Here is a 22,960-nt window from a genome sequence, read left to right on the forward strand (position 1 = left end):
CAACCCTCGGCATTTCTGCGAGAATCCCCACTACAGGTAATGTTATTCACAGGGAAAATTGTATGAGTGATATAGCAATGACCGTCAGTGTGCTTGCTCTGGTTGCCGTCGTCGGCCTCTGGATAGGCAACGTCAAGATCCGCGGGATTGGCCTCGGTATTGGTGGCGTGCTGTTTGGCGGGATAATCGTAGGACACTTTGTCGAAATGGCAGGCGTCGAGCTTAGCGGCCCGATGCTGCACTTTATTCAGGAATTCGGCCTGATCCTCTTCGTCTACACCATCGGGATTCAGGTGGGGCCAGGATTCTTTGCCTCATTACGCGTCTCCGGGCTTAGGCTTAATCTCTTCGCCATATTGATTGTGCTGCTGGGCGGCGTGGTCACGACGCTGCTGCATAAAATCTTCGCTATTCCGCTGCCGGTGGTGCTGGGGATATTCTCCGGCGCGGTCACCAACACGCCAGCGCTGGGCGCGGGTCAGCAAATTCTGCGCGATCTTGGCGTACCGTTTGATGTGGTCGATCAAATGGGCATGAGCTACGCGATGGCTTATCCTTTCGGCATCTGCGGTATTCTCCTCACCATGTGGCTGCTGCGCCTGTTCTTCCGCATTAATGTCGAGAAAGAAGCCCGACGTTTTGATAAACAAGTGGGTAACAATCACGAAAATCTGCAAACCATCAACATTTGCGTCGAAAACCCAAACCTGCACAGCATGGCGATTCAGGATGTCCCCATTCTGAACAGCGACAAAATTATCTGCTCGCGGCTGAAACGCGGTGACATCTTGATGGTGCCATCGCCCGCTACGCTCATTGAGCAGGGTGATTTGCTGCATCTGGTGGGCCGACGAGCCGATCTGCACGATGCCCAACTGGTGATCGGTAAAGAGGTTGAAACGTCGCTCTCCACGCGCGGTACGGACATGAAAGTAGAGCGCATCGTGGTCACCAACGAGAAGGTGCTCGGCAAGCGAATCCGCGATTTGCACTACAAACAGCGCTATGACGTGGTTATCTCGCGCCTGAACCGTGCGGGCGTGGAACTGGTTGCCAGCAGCCATGCGACGCTGCAATTTGGTGACATCCTCAATCTGGTGGGGCGCCCGGCGGCAATCGATGCCGTGGCGGCTGAACTGGGCAACGCGCAGCAAAAACTGCAACAGGTGCAAATGCTTCCGGTCTTTATCGGTATCGGCCTTGGCGTACTGTTGGGTTCTGTGCCGTTGTTTATTCCCGGCTTCCCGGTGGCGTTAAAACTGGGCCTCGCCGGTGGGCCGCTGATTATGGCGCTGATCCTCGGACGTATCGGTAGCATTGGGAAGCTGTACTGGTTTATGCCGCCGAGCGCCAACCTGGCGCTGCGTGAGCTGGGTATTGTGCTGTTTTTATCGGTGGTTGGCCTGAAATCGGGCGGCGAATTTGTCGATACCCTGGTGCACGGCGACGGTCTGAGCTGGATTGGCTATGGCATCTTCATTACCGCGATACCGCTCATTACCGTGGGTATTCTGGCGCGTATTTTTGCGCGCATGAATTACCTGACGCTGTGCGGCATGCTGGCAGGCTCAATGACGGACCCGCCCGCACTGGCCTTCGCCAACAACCTGCACGCGACCAGCGGCGCGGCTGCGCTCTCTTATGCCACCGTGTATCCGCTGGTGATGTTCCTGCGCATCATTACCCCGCAGCTACTGGCGGTGCTGTTCTGGGGAATGGGTTAACGGGCTATTATCGGTGTGGACGCGCCGTAAATGGTAGTCCACCTGATATTCACTGGCATTACGGAACATCACCGAATAATTAAGGAACTCGCCGCTGTCGCTGTAGGAAAGAGAGGTAATACGCAGCAGCGGCGTCTGTTCCGGCACATTCATCGACTGCGCCAGCTGCCTGTCCGCCAGTACGGGCGTCAGGCTTTCATAGTTACCGCTGATGGTTATTCCGCACTCCTTCTCGATGTAATCAAACTTTGACCCCTCCAGATGCCCCAGCGAGAGCGTACGAAACAGTTTCACCGGCATGTAGCTGTCTTCCAGCATTAACGGTTTCCCGTCTACATACCGCACGCGGCGTGAAAAGTAGATCCGCTCATTGATCTGGATGCGCAGCTGGCTGGCGATGGCAGGCGGCGCAGGCATCACTTCAAACACCAGGACCTTGCTCACCACCTCTTTCCCCTGCTGGCGCAGCACCTCCGCTAGCCCGGTGAGGTTGGTGGTCTCATGATGAACATCTTTGCGCGCCACGTAGGTCCCGCTGCCGTGGCGACGGACGACCAGCCCCCATGCAATCAGCATATCCACCGCTTTGCGAATGGTCATGCGTGCAACGCCAAATTCCTGGGCGAGAATTTTCTCGGCCGGAAGCGGGCTTCCCACACTGTAATCGGAGGAGTTGAGCCGTAAACGCAGTTTGTCAGCGATAGATTTGTAGATCACCAGTAGACCTCTGTTTTAGGGTAAGCGGTAAGAATCGAACCTCTGTTTCTAATTATTAATTCATACATATCATTAAGATAAACCGTGTTCTCTCGGTGAATCTTTGCGTGCAAATTCATGTTGTCTATTTTTCTACGAAAAAGTAGACAACATCAGCGCAATTAAAACCATGAATGGGATCACGAATCGAACCGGCGCGACATGTTGTCTGCCCGGCAAATTCCTATTCTCGAAGCAGGCTGATAGAGAAGATAAATAAAGCCACTCACCCTACAAGTTGTTAAATGAGGATTACCAAATGCTCAGTCAAATACAACGCTTTGGCGGCGCCATGTTTACCCCGGTATTGCTGTTTCCTTTTGCCGGGATCGTGGTGGGTATCGCCATTATGTTGCGTAACCCGATGTTTGTCGGCGAAGCGCTCACGGCTCCCGATAATTTATTTGCTCAGATTGTTCATATTATTGAAGAAGGTGGCTGGACCGTATTTCGCAACATGCCGCTTATTTTCGCCGTTGGCTTACCGATTGGCCTGGCAAAGCAGGCGCAGGGCCGAGCCTGTCTGGCGGTGCTGGTGAGTTTCCTCACCTGGAACTACTTTATTAACGCGATGGGAATGACCTGGGGCCACTTTTTTGGCGTCGATTTTTCCGTCGATCCTACCGCCGGTAGTGGCCTGACAATGATCGCCGGAATAAAAACGCTCGACACCAGTATTATTGGCGCGATCGTTATTTCCGGTATCGTTACTGCGCTGCATAACCGTTATTTTGATAAACCCCTGCCGGTATTTCTCGGTATTTTCCAGGGAACATCGTTTGTGGTGATTGTCGCTTTCCTGGCGATGATCCCCTGCGCCTGGTTAACCCTGCTCGGCTGGCCCAAAGTGCAATTAGGCATTGAATCACTGCAGGCATTTTTACGCTCTGCCGGGGCGCTGGGGGTATGGGTTTATATCTTCCTGGAACGTATTTTGATTCCGACCGGTTTACACCACTTTGTCTATGGCCCGTTCATCTTTGGCCCGGCGGTGGTTGAAAGCGGCATTCAGGTTTACTGGGCGCAGCATTTACAGGAATTCAGCCAGAGCACCGAACCGCTGAAAGCACTGTTCCCGGAAGGCGGTTTCGCCCTGCACGGCAACTCGAAGGTCTTTGGCTCCGTTGGCATTGCGCTGGCGCTCTACTTCACCGCCGCGCCGGAAAACCGCGTCAAAGTCGCTGGTTTGCTGATTCCCGCCACGCTGACGGCGATGCTGGTTGGCATCACCGAACCGCTGGAGTTCACTTTCCTGTTTATCTCGCCGCTTCTGTTCGCCGTACACGCCGTGCTGGCCGCAACGATGGCGACGGTGATGTATATGTGCGGTGTCGTCGGCAACTTCGGAGGTGGCCTTTTGGATCAGTTCCTGCCGCAAAACTGGATACCGATGTTCCACAACCATGCGTCGATGATGTTTATCCAGATTGGCGTTGGCGTGTGCTTTACCGCGCTCTACTTCGTCATCTTCCGCACCCTGATTCTGCGCTTCAACCTGAAAACGCCGGGCCGCGAAGAAAGCGAAATCAAACTCTACAGCAAAGCCGATTACCAGGCTGCACGCGGCAAAACCAGCGCCGCAGGCGCACCTGACACCAAACTGGGTCAGGCCGCCGGATTCCTGCAAGCGTTGGGCGGCGCGGCAAATATTGAAAGTATCAATAACTGCGCCACCCGACTGCGCATAGCCCTGAAAGACATGGCGCATACGCAAAGTGACGAGATCTTTAAAGCGCTGGGCGCACACGGCGTCGTGCGCCGTGGCAACGGAATTCAGGTGATTGTCGGCCTGCATGTCCCCCAGGTTCGCGACCAGCTTGAAACCCTAATGAAAGAATCTTTCCCGACCGAACAATCCACCATGACGGAGGCAGTATCATGAAAAAATTCTCAGTTGTTATCGCAGGCGGCGGCAGCACATTTACTCCCGGTATCGTCCTGATGTTGCTGGCAAACCAGGATCGTTTCCCTCTGCGTTCACTGAAATTTTACGACAACGACGGGGCGCGTCAGGAAGTGATCGCCGAGGCCTGTAAAATCGTTCTCAAAGAGCAGGCGCCGGATATCGAATTCAGCTACACCACCGATCCAGAAGCGGCCTTTACCGATGTTGATTTTGTGATGGCGCATATCCGCGTTGGCAAATACCCGATGCGTGAAAAAGATGAAAAAATCCCGCTGCGCCACGGCGTTCTGGGTCAGGAAACCTGCGGACCGGGTGGGATTGCCTACGGCATGCGCTCCATCGGCGGCGTGCTGGAGCTGGTGGATTACATGGAAAAATATTCGCCGAACGCCTGGATGCTGAACTATTCCAACCCGGCGGCAATTGTGGCGGAAGCGACCCGTCGTCTGCGTCCGAACGCCAAAATTCTCAACATTTGCGATATGCCGATCGGTATTGAAGGGCGCATGGCGCAAATCGTGGGCCTGCAAGACCGCAAACAGATGCGCGTACGCTACTACGGCCTGAACCACTTCGGCTGGTGGACCTCCATTGAGGATCTGCAAGGTAACGATTTGATGCCGAAATTACGCGAATATGTGGCAAAACACGGCTATGTACCGCCTTCTAACGATCCACATACGGAAGCCAGCTGGAACGATACCTTTGCCAAGGCGAAAGATGTGCAGGCCCTCGACCCGCAAACCCTGCCCAACACTTACCTGAAATATTACCTGTTCCCGGACTACGTGGTGGCCCACTCCAACCCGGAACGCACGCGCGCTAATGAGGTGATGGACCACCGCGAGAAACACGTCTTCAGCGCCTGCCGGGCAATTATTGAAGCGGGTAACTCATCCGCAGGTGAGCTGGAGATCGATGAACATGCGTCTTACATCGTCGATCTGGCGGCGGCGATTGCCTTCAATACCCAGGAGCGCATGCTGTTGATTGTGCCGAACAATGGCGCCATTCCTAACTTTGATGCTGATGCGATGGTCGAAATTCCGTGCCTGGTGGGCCACAACGGGCCAGAGCCGCTGACGGTTGGTGAAATCCCGCACTTCCAGAAAGGGATGATGGGCCAGCAGGTGATGGTCGAAAAACTGGTGGTGGATGCCTGGGAAGAACGCTCATACCAGAAACTGTGGCAGGCGATTACGCTGTCGAAAACGGTGCCGAGCGCGTCGGTGGCGAAGGCGATTCTTGATGATTTGGTTGAGGCGAATAGGGAGTATTGGCCGGAATTGAATTAACCGCCAGGGGCAGCGTCCTGTGGGCGCTGCCCCTGATGTTTTAACACCGCCGAAGGAGCGTAGCCAAATTTCTGTTTAAATGCTTTGCTGAAATGAAAAGCATCAAAAAAGCTCAGCATATCTGCCACATTACCTACCGTATTTCCCTCCTGCTTTAATAATGACAGTGCGAGATCCAGCCTGGCATCCAGATAATACTCATTAGGTGTTTTGCCAGTGTAACGAAGAAAAAGACGGCGCAGCCACGCCTCACTACAGGGGATAAATCGTGCCATTTCGGTAACCGTCCAGCGCTTTTGTGGGCTGGCATGCAACGCGGTAATTAACTTCTCGACCTGATTTCGCTGCGGATCTTTTTTCTCATTCTGGGAAATAAGATAAATCCACTGGTATATAATTTTCGTGAGATAAGCAACGGCGAGATTATGTTGCATGGCATTATCGCTGGTAATTAAATCAGAGACCTCTTTTAATTCAGCACTAAAGATTTCTCCGTTATAAATAATACCTTTCTGTAATATCGGAATTTCCATTACGCTGGTGGGGATAAACTCCATCCAGTACTGTTCCCAGAGTAAACCATCACAGTGATAGGATTGGATGTCTGTAGGCTTCAAAAAGATAATGCAGTTGCCATTGAGTGTGATCAGATCGTTGTTTTTAAGCAAGATTTTACCGCAGCCCTGTACCGTGTAGACGGCCACCCATGAGTTCGCGATCAGCGGTTTTTTCTTATCGCGTGGCCAAAATACCTGATAACGTTCATCGGCAAAGGTATGCCAAAGAGAGAGCAACGAAATTCCGCTAGAGATCACATTTTCGTTAATCAGTAGCGGAATATTAAAAGTGGTTTCGTTTTTTACATGCGAAATACTCTTTTTTCCATTCATTTTAATTACTCGTCGGAGAATTATGCCTGCAACCTGACACAAACGTTATCAGAAAACGGTGATGCCAGGGAAGCGACGTATTTATTTTGAAAAATCTATGCCTGTAGACCGGTGGTATTCAGATATTACAGCCGCCGGGGTTAGATTATGATTCAGGGCTAAAAAATGAATATTCAGCAAATTGTGAGCTTTATCGGATTTACGTTGTTGGTTGCCGTGATTACCTGGTGGAAAGTCCGCAAAGCGGATACCGGTTCCCAGCAGGGATATTTTCTGGCTGGTCGCTCGCTCAAAGCACCGGTGATTGCCGCTTCTTTGATGCTCACCAATCTGTCGACCGAGCAACTGGTGGGGCTCTCCGGCCAGGCCTACAAAAGCGGGATGTCGGTGATGGGGTGGGAAGTCACCTCGGCGGTGACATTAATCTTTCTCGCGCTAATCTTCCTGCCGCGCTATCTGCAACGTGGCATTGCCACGATCCCCGATTTTCTTGAAGAGCGATACGACAAAACGACCCGCATAATTATCGATTTTTGCTTTCTCATCGCTACCGGAATCTGCTTCTTACCCATCATTTTGTACTCGGGGGCGTTAGCGTTTAATAGCATGTTCCATGTCACCGAAACGTTCGGTATTTCACATGGCGCCGCCATCTGGATATTGGTTACGGTGCTGGGGGTATCCGGCATTTTATATGCGGTTGTTGGGGGTATGCGCGCGATAGCCGTCGCGGATGTCATTAACGGTATCGGTCTGGTCATCGGCGGCTTATTGGTACCCTTTTTTGGTCTGGTGGTGATGGGGGAGGGAAGCTTTACTGCGGGTCTTAGCAAACTCACTACCGATCATAGCGAAATGCTTAACTCTGTCGGCAGCAACTCTGACCCTCTACCTATCGGGGCTGCATTCACCGGTCTGATTCTGGTGAATACGTTCTACTGGTGCACGAATCAAGGTATCGTTCAGCGCACACTGGCGTCAAAAAGTTTGGCGGAAGGGCAAAAGGGCGCGCTCCTGACTGCGGTGCTGAAAATGCTTGATCCGCTGATTCTGGTGCTACCTGGCGTTATTGCATTTCATCTCTTTCAGGATTTGCCAAAAGCCGATATGGCTTATCCGGCTCTGGTTAACAGGGTTATGCCGTTACCGCTTATTGGATTCTTCAGCGCGGTGTTATTTGGTGCCATTATCAGCGCGTTTTGTGGCTTTCTGAATAGCGCATCAACGCTCTTTAGTATGGGGATCTATCGTCGAATTATTAATGAGCAAGCGACACCAGACAGGCTTGTTGTGGTTGGACGACGTTTTGGTTTTATTGTGGCCGTAGTCTCTATTTTGGTTGCGCCGTGGATAGCGAATGCCCCGCAGGGGTTATACAGCTGGATGAAACAGCTCAACGGAATTTATAACGTTCCGTTAGTCACCATCATCATCATGGGTTTTTTCTTCCCTCGCATTCCTGCGCTCGCAGCGAAGGTGGCGATGGGATTGGGAATAGTCAGCTATATCACCATCAACTATCTGGTGAAATTCGAATTCCATTTTCTCTATGTGCTGGCCTGCACCTTCTGTATCAACGTTGTCGTCATGCTGATTATTGGCGCAATTAAACCACGTGCGACGCCGTTTAAGTTTCACGACGCTTTTGCGGTGGACATGAAACCGTGGAAAAACGTGAAGATCGCCTCTCTTGGCGTTTTGTTCGCGATGATTGGCGTCTATACCGGCCTTGCCCAATTTGGCGGATACCCGACTCGCTGGATTGCCATCATCAGCTACTGCATTACCGCACTGGTCGTTATCTACCTGATTTTTGACAGCTTACGTAGCCGTAAAACAGCCTCTTACGCGAAGGATTCCCTATGAAACGCCCAAATTTTCTCTTCATCATGACGGACACCCAGGCCACCAACATGGTGGGCTGCTATAGCGGGAAGGCGCTCAACACGCAGCATATCGACCAACTCGCCCGCGAAGGATTACGCTTTAACTCTGCATATACCTGTTCGCCCGTATGCACGCCCGCACGCGCCGGGCTGTTTACCGGTATTTATGCCAACCAGTCCGGGCCGTGGACGAACAATGTCGCACCGGGAAAAAATATCTCTACCATGGGGCGCTATTTCCAGGATGCGGGCTACCACACCTGTTACATCGGCAAGTGGCATCTTGATGGACACGACTACTTCGGTACCGGCGTATGCCCGTCAGAGTGGGATCCGCAATACTGGTATGACGGCGCTAACTACCTGGCGGAGCTGACGGATGAGGAGATTGGCCTGTGGCGGAATGGCCTGAATAGCGTTGAAGATTTGCAGAATCACCAGATTGACGAAACCTTCACCTGGGCCCATCGCATCAGCAACCGGGCGGTAGATTTTCTGCAACAACCGCAACGGGACGATGAGCCATTTTTGATGGTGGTCTCCTATGATGAACCGCATCATCCTTTCACCTGCCCGGTTGAGTATCTGGAAAAGTATCAGGATTTCTATTACGACCTTGGGCCCAAAGCCCATGACGACCTCGCGAATAAACCCGAGCACCATCGCCTGTGGGCTGAGGCAATGCCTTCCCCGGTCGATAACAGCGGGTTGTATCATCATCCGATGTACTTTGCCTGCAATGATTTTGTCGATGATCAGATTGGTCGAGTTATCAACGCATTAACCCCTGAACAGCGCGAAAATACGTGGGTGATTTACACTTCCGATCACGGTGAAATGATGGGGGCGCATAAACTGATCAGTAAAGGGGCAGCGATGTACGATGACATCACGCGCATTCCACTGATTATCCGCGCCCCTCAAGGGGGGGCTGCACAGGTGGATACCCCAGTTAGCCATATCGACCTGTTGCCTACAATGATGGCGCTGGCGGGTATTGATAAGCCAGATATTCTACTTGGAGAAAATATACTTAAGGTGGATTCTCCACGCGGTGTGATGGTGGAGTTTAACCGTTATGAAATAGAACACGACAGTTTTGGCGGGTTTATTCCGGTACGCTGTTGGGTAGCGGATCGCTTTAAATTGGTGCTTAATCTTTTCACCAGTGACGAATTGTACGATCGTGTGAATGATCCGGACGAACTTAACAACTTGATTAACGTCGCTGAATTCGCCGCGATACGCGATAAAATGCACGATGATTTACTGGATTATATGGATAAAATCCGCGATCCGTTCCGTACTTATCAGTGGAGCCTGCGCCCCTGGCGCAACGATGCGACGCCGCGCTGGATGGGGGCATTTCGCCCGCGCCCGGAAGACGGCTATTCACCGGTGGTGCGAGATTACGACACTGGGCTGCCAACACAGGGCGTCAAAGTGGAAGAGAAAAAGCAGAAGTTTTGATGACCGATTAAGCCCAACGACAAGGAGCCACAATGAAAATTTCCCGCCTCGGAGAAGCCCCGGATTACCGTTTCTCGCTGGCGAATGAACGCACTTTTCTGGCGTGGATTCGTACCGCTCTGGGGTTTCTGGCAGCGGGTGTCGGGCTTGATCAACTCGCTCCTGACTTCGCAACGCCGGTCATTCGTGAGCTGCTGGCGCTTTTGCTGTGCGTGTTCGCGGGTGGGCTGGCGATTTACGGTTACCTGCGTTGGCTGCGTAATGAAAAAGCGATGCGGCTGAAGGAGGACCTGCCTTACACCCATAGCTTACTGATTATCAGCGTGATTTTAATGGTTGTTGCCGCCATTGTGATGGGCCTTGTGCTTTATGCCGGCTAACCGTAAAGCGCGCAGGGAGAGTGATCCAGGTCTGCAGCCTGAGCGTACCTCGCTTGCCTGGTTTCGTACCCTACTTGGTTACGCTGCACTGATGCTGCTAGCGATTAAACATAACTGGCATCAGGCAGGGATTTTGTTCTGGATCTCAATTGCGGTACTGGCAATAGCCGCACCGGTGCTTTGGCGATATACTCGAAATCGCATTTTAATGGACGTTGCGCAAAATGATTTTGCGCAACCCCGCGTGGTGCGCGATAAGTTTTTTATCGCGCTTGCGGTTCTCTCACTGGCGTTGCTGTTTGCGGTAACGCATCTGCGTCAGGTGGGGTTATTGATAAAGGATTATCTATGACAGGCTGTCAGGTCATGGTCAAACCGGCCAGTTCCCGTTGTAATCTGCGTTGCAGATACTGCTTCTATATTGAAAAACCACAACAATGCGTAATGGATGACGACACGCTTGAGGCGTTTATTCGTCAACATATCGACGCGCAGCCGGGCGATGAAGTGCTGTTTGCCTGGCAGGGTGGCGAACCTACGCTCTGCGGGCTGGATTATTTTAAACGTGTTGCCGCGCTTCAGCAGCGCTACGCAAATGGCAAGCGCATTGCTAATGCCTTCCAGACCAACGGTATTCTGCTTAACGATGCGTGGTGTCAGTTTTTCCGCGAGCATAACTGGCTGGTAGGAATTTCTATCGATGGTCCCGCGCCGTTGCATGATGCACTTCGGGTTAGCAATAGCGGCAAGCCCACTCATCACAAAGTTGTCGATGCTATCCATCTTTTGACCACACATCGCGTTGAATTCAACCTGCTGGTGGTCGTCAATAACCTTAATAGTCAGCATCCGCAGGCGCTTTATCGCTACTTACGTACACTCGGCACGCCGTTTATCCAGTTCATCCCACTGGTTGAGCAGGGTGAAAACGGTCAGTTAAGCGCAGAATCGTTGACCGCAGAAAGCTGGGGAACCTTCCTGACGCGTGTCTTTTCCGTCTGGGTGAGAGAAGATATCGGCCGCGTTTACGTGCAACTTTTCGATTCCACGCTGGGGGTCTGGTGTGGCTATCCTTCCCAAATGTGTGCGCAAAGTGAGCGCTGTGGCCACGCTTTTGCGTTGGAATCTAATGGCGATCTTTATCAGTGCGATCACTATGTCTATCCGGCGTATCGGCTGGGCAATATTCACGAGCAACCGCTGAAGGTGCTAAACGCACAGCCAGAGGTCGCGGCTTTTGGCGCAAACAAACAGCACGCGCTGACGGAGACTTGCCGACAATGCCCTGTGCTGCGCTTGTGTCAGGGTGATTGCCCAAAACATCGTCTGAATGCAGGCAAAAGCGCCCTGTGCGAAGGCTATCGCCACTTCTTCACCCATTCCGCGCCGCATATGAAAGCGATGCGCGATCTGCTGAAGCACCACCGTTCACCCGTTGAGCTGATGATGATGCTCCAGCAAAGCTAAAACTTCTTTTGCCTGCCATTTGGGTGATGCAAGTGGCAGGCATATAAAGGTTTTTACACTTGCGATGTGGTAAGAGTGTTATCTCGAGCGAGACGCAATCAGCAGGAACGCCTATGCCACTCGTATTGCCCCGTGATACCCATTTTCTCCACCCACTGGAAAGCGTGGTGTTCCACTTCTGGCACCCGGAGAAAAGCATCAGCCACGAACATACCCATGAATACTTTGAGCTTTTTCTGGTTAACGGCGGCAGTGGCATTCATGTGATTAACGAAAAACCCTACCTGCTTACGCGGGGAACGCTTTGCTATCTGAATCGCCAGGATTACCACCTGTTTGAAGAGATGAAAGATCTCAGCCAGTGCAATCTGCTCTATCTGGGGCGCGATCGGTTCAACGTGATTAAGAATATCGATCACCTTTTACCGCAGCCGGAAGAGAGCAGCGTCTGGCAAATCGACAGCCAGATTATGCAGCAGGTTTATGCGCGTTTATCAGCGCATCAGGAATCGGCGTTTACCGATAAATGGCTGTCAGAGAGTCATAAGGAGATGATTTTTCTGGAAGTGCTGCACACTCTCAATCAGTGGCGTTATAAAACGCAGGATTTTCATTCCAGCGACGATCGTATCAGCCAGATTTTGATTCGTCTCAACGGCCAGTGGCGGGAGCCGCTAGACCTTGAAGCCTTATGCCGGGAATTTGGCATGGCGAAGCGAACGTTGCAGCGGGGGGTCAGTGATTACACGGGCGTCTCGCCGCAGCAATATCTCGCCCGTGTTCGGTTATTGCAGTCTCGCTATCAGCTACGATTTACCACTGACTCGGTAAACGACATTGCCGTTCGCTGTGGCTTTGGCGACGTTAGCTACTTTTCTCGCGCTTTTCGTCGCCAGTTTGGCATATCACCGAACCAATGTCGTTAACGCCCTTTCGCCAGATACTGCGCCATCTCTTCTTCCGGCACCATGCCGCCGCCCGTCGCCCATACCAGATGGGTGGCGTGGCTAAGTTGTTCGGTACTGAAACCGTGCATCTGCTGATACGCGGTGGACGCGCAAACGCGCTGCGGCCCGGCCATACCTGCCAGTGCTGAAGGCTCCAGACGAATATTTTCTTCCTGCGCCAGCCAGCCCAGCATGTCATACATTGTCTGATCGTCGAGCGTATAAAGCCCGTCGAGCAGGCGTTCCATCGCGCGGCCTACAAAGCCGGATGCGCGGCCTACCGCCAGCCCGTCTGCCGCCGTCAGGTTATCAATGCCGATATCCTGAACGGAAAGCGCATCGTGCAGGCCGGTGTACACGCCCAATAGCATGCACGGCGAGTGAGTTGGCTCAGCAAAGAAGCAGTGAACGTTATCGCCAAAAGCCAACTTCAGGCCAAATGCCACGCCGCCAGGGCCGCCGCCCACGCCGCACGGCAGATAAACAAACAGCGGATGATCGGCATCGACCACACGCCCCTGCTGGGCAAACTGCGCTTTCAGGCGCTGCCCGGCGACGGCATAGCCAAGGAATAAGGTGCGGGAGTTTTCATCGTCGATAAAGAAGCAGTTCGGGTCTGACTCCGCCGCTTTGCGCCCCTGTTCGACCGCCACGCCGTAATCTTCTTCGTACTCGACCACCGTTACGCCGTGGCTGCGCAGCTTCGCTTTTTTCCAGGCGCGGGCGTCGGCGGACATATGCACGGTAACCTTAAAACCGATGCAGGCGCTCATGATACCAATCGACAACCCCAGATTCCCGGTTGAGCCCACCGCGATGCTGTACTGGCTGAAGAACTGTTTGAACTCAGGCGAGAGCAGCACGCTGTAGTCATCTTCGGTGCTCAGCAGGCCCGCTTCCAGCGCCAGTTTCTCGGCGTGGGTCAGCACTTCATAGATGCCGCCACGGGCTTTAATCGAACCGGAAATCGGCAGATGGCTGTCTTTCTTAAGCAGGAGTTCACCGCTAATTTTCTGGCCGAATTGCTGTTCCAGCCGCTGCTGCATGGCCGGAATTGCCACCACGTCAGATTCAATAATTCCGCCGGTTGCGGCCGTTTCTGGAAACGCTTTTGCCAGGTACGGCGCAAAACGCGTCAAACGATCGTGTGCTGCCTTAACGTCTTGTTCCGTCAGGCCAACATAGGGTAAACCTTCCGCAAGAGAAGTGGTGCCGGGGTTAAACCAGGTAGTCTCTTTGAGCGCGACCAGGTCGTCCACTAAAGGATATTGAGCGATGAGTTTTTGAATGTTTTCCATAGTACGTCTCTTTGCGCTTAGATGATAAAGGAAAGCAGGAATGTGCATGCCAGTGCAACGACGGAGGCAATAAATGTCGCCGTTGTATAGTATTTGAACGTTTCGTTAAGGGTCGCGCCGCAATACTGTTTCACCAGCCAGAAGAGGGAATCGGTGACGATCGTGCAGCCAATTGCGCCAGAACCAATAGCAATGGCGATGATCTCCGGGCTTACGTTTGGGTAAAGCGGCAGCATCGGGGCGACAATCGCCGTTGCACCCATCATCGCTACCGTGGCGGAACCAACCGCCGCATGCAGAATCAACGCCACCAGCCATGCCAGCAGAATCGGGTGCATATGCATGTTGGAGAGGATCAGCGCCAGCGTATCTGCCAGGCCGCTGCTTTTCAGAATCGCGTTGAACGCACCGCCCGCACCGATAATCAGCAGAATGTTGGCGATGGAACCAAAACCGTTCTCCGTATGGGTCAGCAGGGTGCTCATGCCAATGTGCTGACGCAGGCCAAGGATGTAATAAGCCACAAACACGGCGATAAACATGGCGGTTATCGGGTTGCCGATAAACTCCAGCAGCGTGTAAAGCGTACTGCCTTTCGCCATATTGAGCTCGGCGATGGTTTTCACCAGCATCAGGCCAATCGGCAGGAGAACCGTAAACAACGTTGCGCCAAGCGACGGCAGCGTTTTTTCATCGCGTACTTCAAGGTCTGAAAACTCGGCGGGTACCGCCTTAAAGGGCAGGCGATGACCGAGGAATTTCAGGTATAGCGGGCCGCCGATAAGTGAGGCCATTAGCCCGACCAGCAGGCCGTAGACGATAACCGTACCCAGATCCGCGCCCAGTTTATTGGCCACAAACAGCGCAGCCGGGTGCGGTGGCACAACGCAGTGAACGGCCATCAATGCAGTACACAGCGGAATCGCCAGCTTTAACAACGACGTATTGGTTTTTTTGGCGATGGAAAACGCCAGTGGGATCAGCAGCACGACGCCCACTTCCACAAACAACGTAATCCCACAAATCAGCCCCACCAGCACCATAATGACGTCAGCAGATAGCCAGCGGCAGCGCTGAAGCGTCAGCCCAATGCGCTCTGCCGCACCGGAGACTTCCATCATTTTGCCCAGAATGGTGCCCAGGCCGATAACGGCGGCCAGGAAGCCCAGCGTACCGCCAATCCCGCTTTCCACGGCATTAACCATATCCAGCGGGCCCATGCCCATCATCGCGCCCACAAAGAAGCTGGCTAACAGCAGCGCCAGAAACGGGTGGAATTTAAACTTCACGATGGTCAAAACGATCAACACGATGCTTATCAGCAGCGTGCTCACAACCCAGATTTGAGAGTGCATATCTCACCTTGCCCTGTGATTAACCTGCCCCTATTGGACAGAAAATGGGCATAGCCTGACAAACGATGTATTTGACCTTTCACATGAGCCAGATTGAATCAAAGTGGTGAGTTATGTCGAATAATGAGGGTAAATTGCGAGATGGTTCACTCTGATTCATCATTACGCTGATTTTTGCAGCATATTTTTTTACACTGATAAGCATTATTTGGGTTTGATGAGGTGGTTATGGATCCCTTGCGCGATGTGCGAAATCGGCTGCTGAACGGCTGGCAGTTATCGAAGCTCTACACTTTTGAGGTTGCGGCGAGGCATCAATCTTTTGCGCTGGCGGCGGATGAACTCTCGCTGAGCCCCAGCGCTGTCAGCCATCGTATTAATCAGCTGGAAGAGGAGTTGGGCATCCAGCTGTTTGTCCGCTCGCATCGTAAAGTAGAGCTGACGCACGAAGGAAAGCGGGTGTTCTGGGCGCTGAAATCGTCGCTCGATACCCTCAACCAGGAAATTCTGGACATCAAAAACCAGGAGCTCTCCGGCACGCTGACGGTTTATTCGCGTCCGTCCATTGCTCAGTGCTGGCTGGTACCCGCGTTGGGTGATTTCACCCGCCGCTATCCAGCAATTTCGCTGACTATGCTAACCGGGAATGACAACGTTAATTTACAGCGGGCGGGCATCGACCTGGCGATTTACTTCGACGATGCGCCATCGACGCAGCTCACGCATCATTTTTTGATGGATGAAGAAATTTTGCCGGTGTGCAGCCCCGATTACGCGCGGCGTTTTGATCTGCATGGACGGCTGGTGAATCTGCCGCACTGCACATTGCTGCACGACAGGCAGGCGTGGAGCAACGACTCGGGCACCGATGAATGGCACAGCTGGGCGCAGCATTTTGCAGTGAATCTGCCGACATCATCGGGCATTGGCTTCGATCGTTCAGATTTAGCGGTGATTGCCGCGATGAATCATATTGGCGTGGCAATGGGGCGCAAAAGGCTGGTACAAAAACGCCTCGACAGCGGGGAGCTGGTGGCTCCCTTCGGCGACATAGCGCTGAAATGTCATCAGCACTATTACGTCACTACGCTGCCTGGCCGTCAGTGGCCGAAAATCGAGGCGTTTATTGGTTGGTTGCAGGAGCAGGCGGCTTACACCGGTTGCTGATGAAAAGGAACATCTGGCGCAATTGTCATGCCAGATTGCATTTTGGGATTGATATTTGATGGGGAAAAACATGAAGCCCCGGTTTTTAGGCAATTTAAGGGATTTATTCACGGCGATGCAGAGGGATGGTGTGGGTGCGGCTAACTTTCCTGATGATTTTGAAGTTGCCACTATTGAGCAAATTCATCATGCCGTCACGCCTGTCGCGCAAGCAATGCTGGAACCCAGGGGGTTTAAGGAACAAAAGCCACTCTGTTGGTTACGCAGTGAGGATATACCCATTCGCCAGGTATTCCGACTGTTACAGTGGAAAGGCGGCACTATTGCGCCATCCTGGGGATTATCGTTGGATTTTGTCCCGCATGTTTCCACTCATGCCGTGAAATGGCACAGGACTGAAAAATCAGCTGGGTTTGATGTAATTCATGATGCAAATGACCGTGCGCTGGAAATGTCGTTCCATTATGGTACGAAAGACATAATCGAACGTGCTCCAGAGGTATTACGCCAGGCATTAGCACGAGCGGATATTTTCTGGCATAGCGTACGAACCATTGATGAGCTTCCCGGTGCGTTTGCGGCGCTGAAGCAGGAAAATGGTGTCCACTTCTACAGGCGAACGCAGCACGCCCTTGCCTGTGCTTTTTCGCTGGCGAAAAATGGGCAGCGGGAAGCAGGGATAAAAGAGTTAGAGATATTTATCGCACAACAGGAGCCATTTATTTCTCCAGCCAGCACGGACGCGATTAAAAAACGGCTATGGGATTTATTCGATGCGGCCTGTGAACAGGGGGGCAATTCTTAGTAGGCCGGATAAGGCGTTTACGCCGCCATCCGGCAATGCACACCGGCGCGGCGTTATAGCAGGTTACTTACAGAGGCGGCTTACACCGGCTGCTGATGTTGATGAAAGCGTGAAGCCAGCGGCAGCCAGCAGAGGAAAATCAGCAGGCCCATCAGTGTCATCAGCAGGCCAAGGCTGGCCTGACCCGTCTGTGGCATCATCGCGGAAAGCCATGCCAGCACGCCGGAACCAATGTTCTGCAAGCCACCGACCAGCGCGCCTGCGGTACCGGCGAGGAACGGGAAGGGTTCCATCGCACCGCTGGTCGCCAACGGAAAGAGCATCCCCGCGCCGAAGAAGAACAGTGCGGCGGGCACCAGCAGCGTCCAGACGGTCATCACGCCGAACAGGCCCGGTATCCACATCATCAGCCCGGCGACCAGGCAACTCATGACCGACTGCCACATTAGCGTAGAGAAACGTTTATTCGGACGCCCGGCGAACCATGCGCCAAAGAATGCCGCCGGGATCGGCAGAATAAACAGAATGCTCACCACCATGCTGTTCAGACCAAGCACCGCGCCCATCAGTACGCCGGAGCAGGCTTCAAACACCGCAATGCCTGCGAGGCCACCAATCAGCATCAGCAAATAGCAGTTGAATGCGCTGCTGCCAAATAGCGTTTTATAGTTGCTGATAAGACGCGTTTTCGGCGCACCGGTCGGGCGCGTTTCCGGCATCCAGCGCGCCATGCTGAAGGTAACAATCACGCACAGGGTCAGCAGGAAGCCGTAGCATGCACGCCAGCTCCAGGCGGTATCAAGCAGCCCGCCAATCAGCGGTGCGAGCAGTGGGCTCACCAGAATACCCATATTCAACAGGCTGTTAGCGTGGCGAAGCTGGCTGCCCTCGTACAGATCGCGCGGCAGGGTGCGCGCCATTACGCCGCCCACGCCTGTACCCATTCCCTGTAACGCGCTGGCGGCAATCAGCACCGTCAGGTCGTGGGTGGACATGGCGATAACCGTCGCCAGCATGAAAATCGACATCCCGACGAGGATCACCGGGCGGCGACCTACGCGGTCAGATAGTGGGCCATAGAAAAGTTGCGAAACGCCATAGGTCAGCAGATAGGCGGCCATGACGCTTTGCACCGCGCCCTCGCGAACGTTGAGATCGCGTGCCATATCAGCAATTGCAGGAATATATATGGTTTGCGCCATCTGTCCGACGGCAACCAGCAACACCAGCATCAGTAAGATAGTGACGTTTCTTTGGCTTTTCATTTCTCTGATATTTTATAAAAAAAGAAAATATAAGAATAAGCTGCTGCTTATTACCCTTAATGCGGGTGGAATCTACCATATCAAGATGACAATTTAACCATCAGATATGTGAATGATTTGTAGCAGCCAGGCAGGATTTATAGACGGTGACGGCAACTAATCTTGCCAGTCTCAGCATGACTCTGGAGTGTGATCGCGCAGACATTTTCGCGCAGATGAATTTTTTTCCGTTGCCAGCGCCCACGACCTGTGTTTGTATAAATTCAATTGATGAATTGATAAACAGGTCCCTAATGACTCCTTTCATGATGACGTCGACCCTACTAAAAACCGCGCTACCAGCCGCGGTGGTCGTCGTGCGTGTGGTGGTGGTCGTCGGCAATGCGCCGTAGGGTCCGGAACAACACACGATTCCAAAACCCCGCCGGCGCAAACCGGGCGGGGTTTTTCGTTTAAGGACCCCTCCCCGGAAAGTCGGCTCAGAATAAAAGGACTGGAGCATGGCAAGTTCGGGCACAACATCACAGACCAGACGCTTTACCGGCGCAGAATTGATAGTCCATTTACTGGAACGTCAGGGGATCACCATGGTCACCGGCATCCCCGGTGGCACCGTGCTGCCCCTGTACGATGCATTAAGCCAAAGCAAAAAAATTCGCCATATTCTGGCGCGTCACGAGCAGGGCGCCGGGTTTATCGCGCAGGGTATGGCGCGTACGGCGGGGAAACCTGCGGTGTGCATGGCCTGTAGCGGCCCCGGCGCCACCAACCTGGTGACCGCCATCGCCGACGCGCGTCTCGACTCGATTCCGTTAGTTTGCATCACCGGCCAGGTGGCCTCCTCGTTAATCGGCACCGACGCGTTCCAGGAAGTCGATACCTACGGCATTTCTATCCCCATCACCAAACATAACTATTTAGTCCGCAACATCACGGAGTTACCGCAGGTTATTGCGGACGCTTTCCGCATTGCGCAGTCTGGCCGTCCGGGCCCGGTGTGGATAGACATTCCTAAGGATGTTCAGACCGCTGAAATCGAACTGAATGAACTGCCGGAGCCCGGCGACCGCGCGCCAACGCCTGAATTCAGCGCTGAGAGCGTGCGTGAAGCCGCCGCGATGATCAACGCCGCGCAGCGTCCGGTACTGTATCTGGGGGGCGGCGTCATTAACGCGCCGGAGCGCGTACGCGAGCTGGCCGAGAAAGCAAATTTACCGACCACCATGACTCTGATGGCGTTAGGTATGCTGCCGAAAGCGCATCCGCTGTCGTTAGGCATGCTGGGGATGCACGGCGCGCGCAGCACCAACTTTATTTTACAACAGTCTGATTTACTGGTTGTTTTAGGGGCGCGTTTTGATGACCGGGCGACGGGTAAAGTGGCTGAGTTCTGCCCGAATGCGAAGATCATTCACGTTGATATCGACCGCGCCGAGCTGGGGAAAATCAAGCAAGCCCACGTGGCGATTCAGGCCGATGTCGATGATGTTCTGGCGCAACTGTTACCGCAGATTGACGCGCAGCCGCGTAACGCATGGCGTGAAAAAGTGGCTGAACTGCAACAGGAATTCCCGTGTGCGATCCCGCAGGAAACGGACCCATTAAGCCATTATGGTCTGATCAACGCCGTTGCCGCCTGCGTGAACGACGACGCGATTATCGCCACCGACGTGGGCCAGCACCAGATGTGGACTGCCCAGGCGTACCCGCTCAATCGCCCGCGTCAGTGGCTGACTTCCGGCGGCCTTGGCACGATGGGCTTCGGCTTGCCTGCGGCGGTTGGCGCAGCGCTGGCGAACCCGGATCGCAAAGTGTTGTGCTTCTCGGGTGATGGCAGTTTGATGATGAATATTCAGGAGATGGCGACGGCGGCGGAAAATCAGCTGGATGTGAAAATCATTCTGATGAATAACGAAGCGCTGGGCCTGGTGCATCAACAACAGAGCCTGTTCTACAAACAGGGCGTGTTCGCGGCGACCTATCCGGGCATGATCAACTTTATGCAAATTGCCGCCGGTTTTGGCCTGGCGACCTGCGACTTAAACAGCGAAACCGACCCGCAGGGCGCGCTGCAGGCCATTATCAATCAACCGGGCCCGGCGCTGATCCACGTGCGTATCGACCCGCAGGAAAAAGTGTATCCGATGGTACCGCCGGGTGCGGCCAATACTGAAATGGTGGGGGAATAAACCATGCAAAACACAGCACACGATAACGTCATTCTCGAACTCACCGTTCGCAACCACCCCGGCGTCATGACCCACGTCTGCGGCCTGTTTGCCCGCCGCGCGTTTAACGTCGAAGGCATCCTTTGCCTACCGATTCAGGACAGCGATCAAAGCCATATCTGGCTACTGGTCAACGATGACCAGCGGCTGGAGCAGATGATGAGCCAGATAGACAAGCTGGAGGACGTGGTGAAAGTGCAGCGCAACCAGTCTGACCCGACGATGTTTAATAAGATTGCGGTGTTTTTTCAGTAAGTAACCTGGCAGTCGACAGCGCTGAAATTCTCTTTATGATGTCGGGGTTGAACGACATTGAGAGGGCGCATGATCTGGATAATGCTGGCGACGCTGGTGGTGGTTTTTGTGGTGGGTTTCCGGGTGATGACATCCGGCCCGCGCCGGGCGATTCGTCGTTTGAGTGAACGTATGGGCATTACGCCAATGCCCATAGAATCGATGATCGATCAACTGGGGAAGGAACCCGGCAACGAGTACCTGCACTATCTTGAGCGTCCGAATGAAGCGCATTTACAAAATGCCGCGCAGGTACTGCTGATTTGGCAGGTGTTTATCGTCGACAGCAGCGAAGAGAGCATGCACCGCTGGCATCGCCTGCTGCAAAAATCGCGTCTTGCGGCGCCGATTACCGATGCGCAGGTACGGCTGGCGCTGGGGTTTATGCGTGAGCTGGAGCCTGATGCGGGCGAATTGAATGCGTTTCAGAATCGCTACAACGCCCTGTTCCATGATGAAGATGGGGTACGTTGGTTGCATTGATGCGCCGCGAGAGGTTAAGTGAGTGCGGTTTTCTCCCTCTCTAGTTGTCAAAACGTTAAATACGTCACACTCAGGATGTTACACTGCGCGACTTTCCCGCATAAAAACTAACGCCTGGTGACCTATGACCGAACCGCTTTCCTCCCCACAGCCCAAAGACACCGTAACCCGACCGAACTGGTCGGCGGTTTTTGCCGTGGCCTTTTGCGTCGCCTGCCTGATTACCGTTGAGTTTTTGCCCGTCAGCCTGCTGACGCCGATGGCGCAGGATCTGGGTATCTCTGAAGGCCTGGCGGGGCAGTCGGTCACCATGACCGCGTTTGTGGCGATGTTCTCCAGCCTGTTTATCACTCACGTCATTGGCCGCACCGATCGCCGCTACGTGGTGGTGATGTTTGCGGTGTTACTCACGCTCTCCTGCCTGCTGGTATCGTTCGCCAATAGCTTTGCGCTGTTGCTGCTGGGGCGCGCTTGCCTCGGCCTGGCGCTGGGTGGGTTCTGGGCGATGTCGGCGTCGTTGACCATTCGGCTGGTGCCGATGCGCGTGGTGCCCAAAGCGCTGTCGGTCATTTTTGGCGCGGTATCGATAGCCCTGGTGATCGCCGCGCCGCTTGGCAGTTTTCTCGGTGGAATCATTGGCTGGCGCAATGTGTTTAACGGTGCGGCAATCATGGGCGCGCTGTGTATTCTGTGGGTGATTAAAGCGCTGCCCTCGCTGCCTGGCGAAGCGGCGCACCAGCAGCAGAACATGTTCAGCCTGATGAAGCGCCCCGGCGTACTGGCGGGAATGAGCGCCATCTTCCTGGTGTTCGTTGGTCAGTTCTCTTTCTTCACTTATATTCGCCCGGTTTATACCACGCTGGCAGGCTTTAGCGTGGATGGCCTGACGCTGGTGCTGTTGAGCTTTGGGATTGCCAGCTTTGTCGGCACCTCGCTTTCATCCGCTATTCTGAAACGTTCGGTAAAAGGCACGCTGGCCTGTGCGCCCTTCGTGCTGACGCTCAGCGCGCTGGCGCTGATATTCTGGGGGAGCTCGCCCGTTGTTGCGTCTGCGGTGGCGATTATCTGGGGATTTGCGTTTGCGATGATTCCGGTTGGCTGGTCGACGTGGATCACCCGCTCGCTCTCCGATCAGGCAGAGAAAGCGGGATCTATTCAGGTGGCGGTGATCCAGTTCGCCAACACCTGCGGTGCGGCGCTGGGCGGCGTTGCGCTGGACCATTTCGGCGTGCTGTCGCCGCTGGCGATTTCCGCCTGCCTGATGCTGCTGACGGCCACGCTGGTGGCGACGAAGGTGAAAGTGAGTTAATGAATATTGCCGGATGACGCTGCGCGTATCCGGCC

Annotated in this window: 21 protein-coding genes; 16 read left to right on the plus strand and 5 right to left on the minus strand. The window is 53.8% G+C overall.

What is annotated here, in order from left to right; translation table 11 throughout:
* Positions 1-62: 62 nt before the first annotated feature.
* A complete protein-coding gene (locus tag AC1MKH_RS00065; protein ID WP_276222843.1) occupies positions 63-1,724 on the plus strand; it encodes a putative transporter in 1,662 nt (553 codons plus the stop codon).
* On the opposite strand, the gene AC1MKH_RS00070 is transcribed toward AC1MKH_RS00065, so the two are convergent.
* Complete coding sequence (locus tag AC1MKH_RS00070) at positions 1,692-2,441, minus strand: GntR family transcriptional regulator (protein WP_276222845.1); 750 nt, start codon at positions 2,439-2,441, stop codon at positions 1,692-1,694. The two genes, AC1MKH_RS00065 and AC1MKH_RS00070, sit on opposite strands and share 33 nt — an antisense overlap.
* Before the next feature lie 298 nt (positions 2,442-2,739).
* Between AC1MKH_RS00070 and AC1MKH_RS00075 the strand changes: the two genes are divergently transcribed.
* Both AC1MKH_RS00075 and AC1MKH_RS00080 read left to right on the plus strand, forming a co-directional pair.
* On the plus strand, positions 2,740-4,362 hold the full coding sequence (locus AC1MKH_RS00075) for an alpha-glucoside-specific PTS transporter subunit IIBC (protein WP_276222847.1): 1,623 nt from the start codon (positions 2,740-2,742) through the stop codon (positions 4,360-4,362).
* Positions 4,359-5,681 carry a 6-phospho-alpha-glucosidase gene (locus AC1MKH_RS00080; RefSeq protein ID WP_015343942.1) on the plus strand — a complete coding sequence of 441 codons (1,323 nt, stop codon included), beginning with the start codon at positions 4,359-4,361 and terminating at the stop codon, positions 5,679-5,681. Before AC1MKH_RS00075 ends, AC1MKH_RS00080 begins: the two co-directional genes overlap by 4 nt.
* Here AC1MKH_RS00080 and AC1MKH_RS00085 read toward each other — a convergent pair.
* Positions 5,678-6,571: a helix-turn-helix transcriptional regulator gene (locus tag AC1MKH_RS00085; protein WP_276222851.1), complete on the minus strand. Its 894-nt coding sequence runs from the start codon at positions 6,569-6,571 to the stop codon at positions 5,678-5,680. The two genes, AC1MKH_RS00080 and AC1MKH_RS00085, sit on opposite strands and share 4 nt — an antisense overlap.
* Positions 6,572-6,736: 165 nt before the next feature.
* On the opposite strand from AC1MKH_RS00085, the gene AC1MKH_RS00090 reads away from it, so the two are divergent.
* From AC1MKH_RS00090 to AC1MKH_RS00115, 6 genes are all read left to right on the plus strand, one after another.
* The gene (locus AC1MKH_RS00090) at positions 6,737-8,437 is read left to right on the plus strand and encodes a solute:sodium symporter family transporter (RefSeq protein ID WP_276222853.1); all 1,701 of its coding nucleotides are present in this window, start codon (positions 6,737-6,739) and stop codon (positions 8,435-8,437) included.
* Positions 8,434-9,927, plus strand: a complete 1,494-nt coding sequence (locus AC1MKH_RS00095; protein ID WP_276222855.1) for a sulfatase-like hydrolase/transferase — start codon at positions 8,434-8,436, stop codon at positions 9,925-9,927. The genes AC1MKH_RS00090 and AC1MKH_RS00095 overlap by 4 nt, the downstream gene beginning before the upstream one ends.
* A 32-nt stretch (positions 9,928-9,959) precedes the next feature.
* Positions 9,960-10,307 carry a YidH family protein gene (locus AC1MKH_RS00100; RefSeq protein WP_276222858.1) on the plus strand — a complete coding sequence of 116 codons (348 nt, stop codon included), beginning with the start codon at positions 9,960-9,962 and terminating at the stop codon, positions 10,305-10,307.
* Positions 10,297-10,659, plus strand: a complete 363-nt coding sequence (locus AC1MKH_RS00105) for a DUF202 domain-containing protein (RefSeq protein ID WP_276222861.1) — start codon at positions 10,297-10,299, stop codon at positions 10,657-10,659. The genes AC1MKH_RS00100 and AC1MKH_RS00105 overlap by 11 nt, the downstream gene beginning before the upstream one ends.
* Positions 10,656-11,774, plus strand: a complete 1,119-nt coding sequence (locus AC1MKH_RS00110) for an anaerobic sulfatase maturase (protein ID WP_276222862.1) — start codon at positions 10,656-10,658, stop codon at positions 11,772-11,774. The genes AC1MKH_RS00105 and AC1MKH_RS00110 overlap by 4 nt, the downstream gene beginning before the upstream one ends.
* A 113-nt stretch (positions 11,775-11,887) precedes the next feature.
* Entirely contained in the window at positions 11,888-12,700 is an 813-nt protein-coding gene (locus AC1MKH_RS00115) for a helix-turn-helix domain-containing protein (RefSeq protein WP_276222864.1), read from the plus strand.
* On the opposite strand, the gene dsdA is transcribed toward AC1MKH_RS00115, so the two are convergent.
* Together dsdA and dsdX are read right to left on the minus strand one after the other, a co-directional pair.
* Positions 12,697-14,019, minus strand: coding sequence for a D-serine ammonia-lyase (gene dsdA, locus AC1MKH_RS00120; protein ID WP_276222866.1), 1,323 nt, complete (start codon positions 14,017-14,019; stop codon positions 12,697-12,699). The two genes, AC1MKH_RS00115 and dsdA, sit on opposite strands and share 4 nt — an antisense overlap.
* Positions 14,020-14,036: 17 nt before the next feature.
* A complete protein-coding gene (dsdX, locus tag AC1MKH_RS00125) occupies positions 14,037-15,374 on the minus strand; it encodes a D-serine transporter DsdX (RefSeq protein WP_276222868.1) in 1,338 nt (445 codons plus the stop codon).
* Between the two features lie 228 nt (positions 15,375-15,602).
* On the opposite strand from dsdX, the gene dsdC reads away from it, so the two are divergent.
* Entirely contained in the window at positions 15,603-16,541 is a 939-nt protein-coding gene (gene dsdC, locus AC1MKH_RS00130) for a DNA-binding transcriptional regulator DsdC (RefSeq protein ID WP_276222870.1), read from the plus strand.
* A 70-nt stretch (positions 16,542-16,611) separates the two neighbouring features.
* Entirely contained in the window at positions 16,612-17,346 is a 735-nt protein-coding gene (locus AC1MKH_RS00135; RefSeq protein ID WP_276222873.1) for a hypothetical protein, read from the plus strand.
* An 80-nt stretch (positions 17,347-17,426) separates the two neighbouring features.
* Here AC1MKH_RS00135 and emrD read toward each other — a convergent pair whose 3' ends face one another.
* Positions 17,427-18,611, minus strand: a complete 1,185-nt coding sequence (emrD, locus tag AC1MKH_RS00140) for a multidrug efflux MFS transporter EmrD (protein ID WP_327622001.1) — start codon at positions 18,609-18,611, stop codon at positions 17,427-17,429.
* Between the two features lie 293 nt (positions 18,612-18,904).
* On the opposite strand from emrD, the gene ivbL reads away from it, so the two are divergent.
* From ivbL to nepI, 5 genes are all read left to right on the plus strand, one after another.
* The gene (gene ivbL / locus AC1MKH_RS00145) at positions 18,905-19,003 is read left to right on the plus strand and encodes an ilvB operon leader peptide IvbL (RefSeq protein WP_276222893.1); all 99 of its coding nucleotides are present in this window, start codon (positions 18,905-18,907) and stop codon (positions 19,001-19,003) included.
* Positions 19,004-19,111: 108 nt separating this feature from the next.
* Positions 19,112-20,800, plus strand: coding sequence for an acetolactate synthase large subunit (ilvB, locus tag AC1MKH_RS00150; protein WP_276222877.1), 1,689 nt, complete (start codon positions 19,112-19,114; stop codon positions 20,798-20,800).
* Positions 20,801-20,803: 3 nt separating this feature from the next.
* A complete protein-coding gene (gene ilvN / locus AC1MKH_RS00155; protein WP_015343952.1) occupies positions 20,804-21,094 on the plus strand; it encodes an acetolactate synthase small subunit in 291 nt (96 codons plus the stop codon).
* A gap of 69 nt (positions 21,095-21,163) precedes the next feature.
* Positions 21,164-21,616: a DUF1198 family protein gene (locus AC1MKH_RS00160; protein WP_231825782.1), complete on the plus strand. Its 453-nt coding sequence runs from the start codon at positions 21,164-21,166 to the stop codon at positions 21,614-21,616.
* Positions 21,617-21,740: 124 nt separating this feature from the next.
* Complete coding sequence (gene nepI, locus AC1MKH_RS00165) at positions 21,741-22,925, plus strand: purine ribonucleoside efflux pump NepI (protein WP_276222881.1); 1,185 nt, start codon at positions 21,741-21,743, stop codon at positions 22,923-22,925.
* The last annotated feature ends 35 nt before the right edge of the window (positions 22,926-22,960 follow it).

The sequence above is a fragment of the Pseudocitrobacter sp. CD920760 genome, from assembly GCF_057782505.1.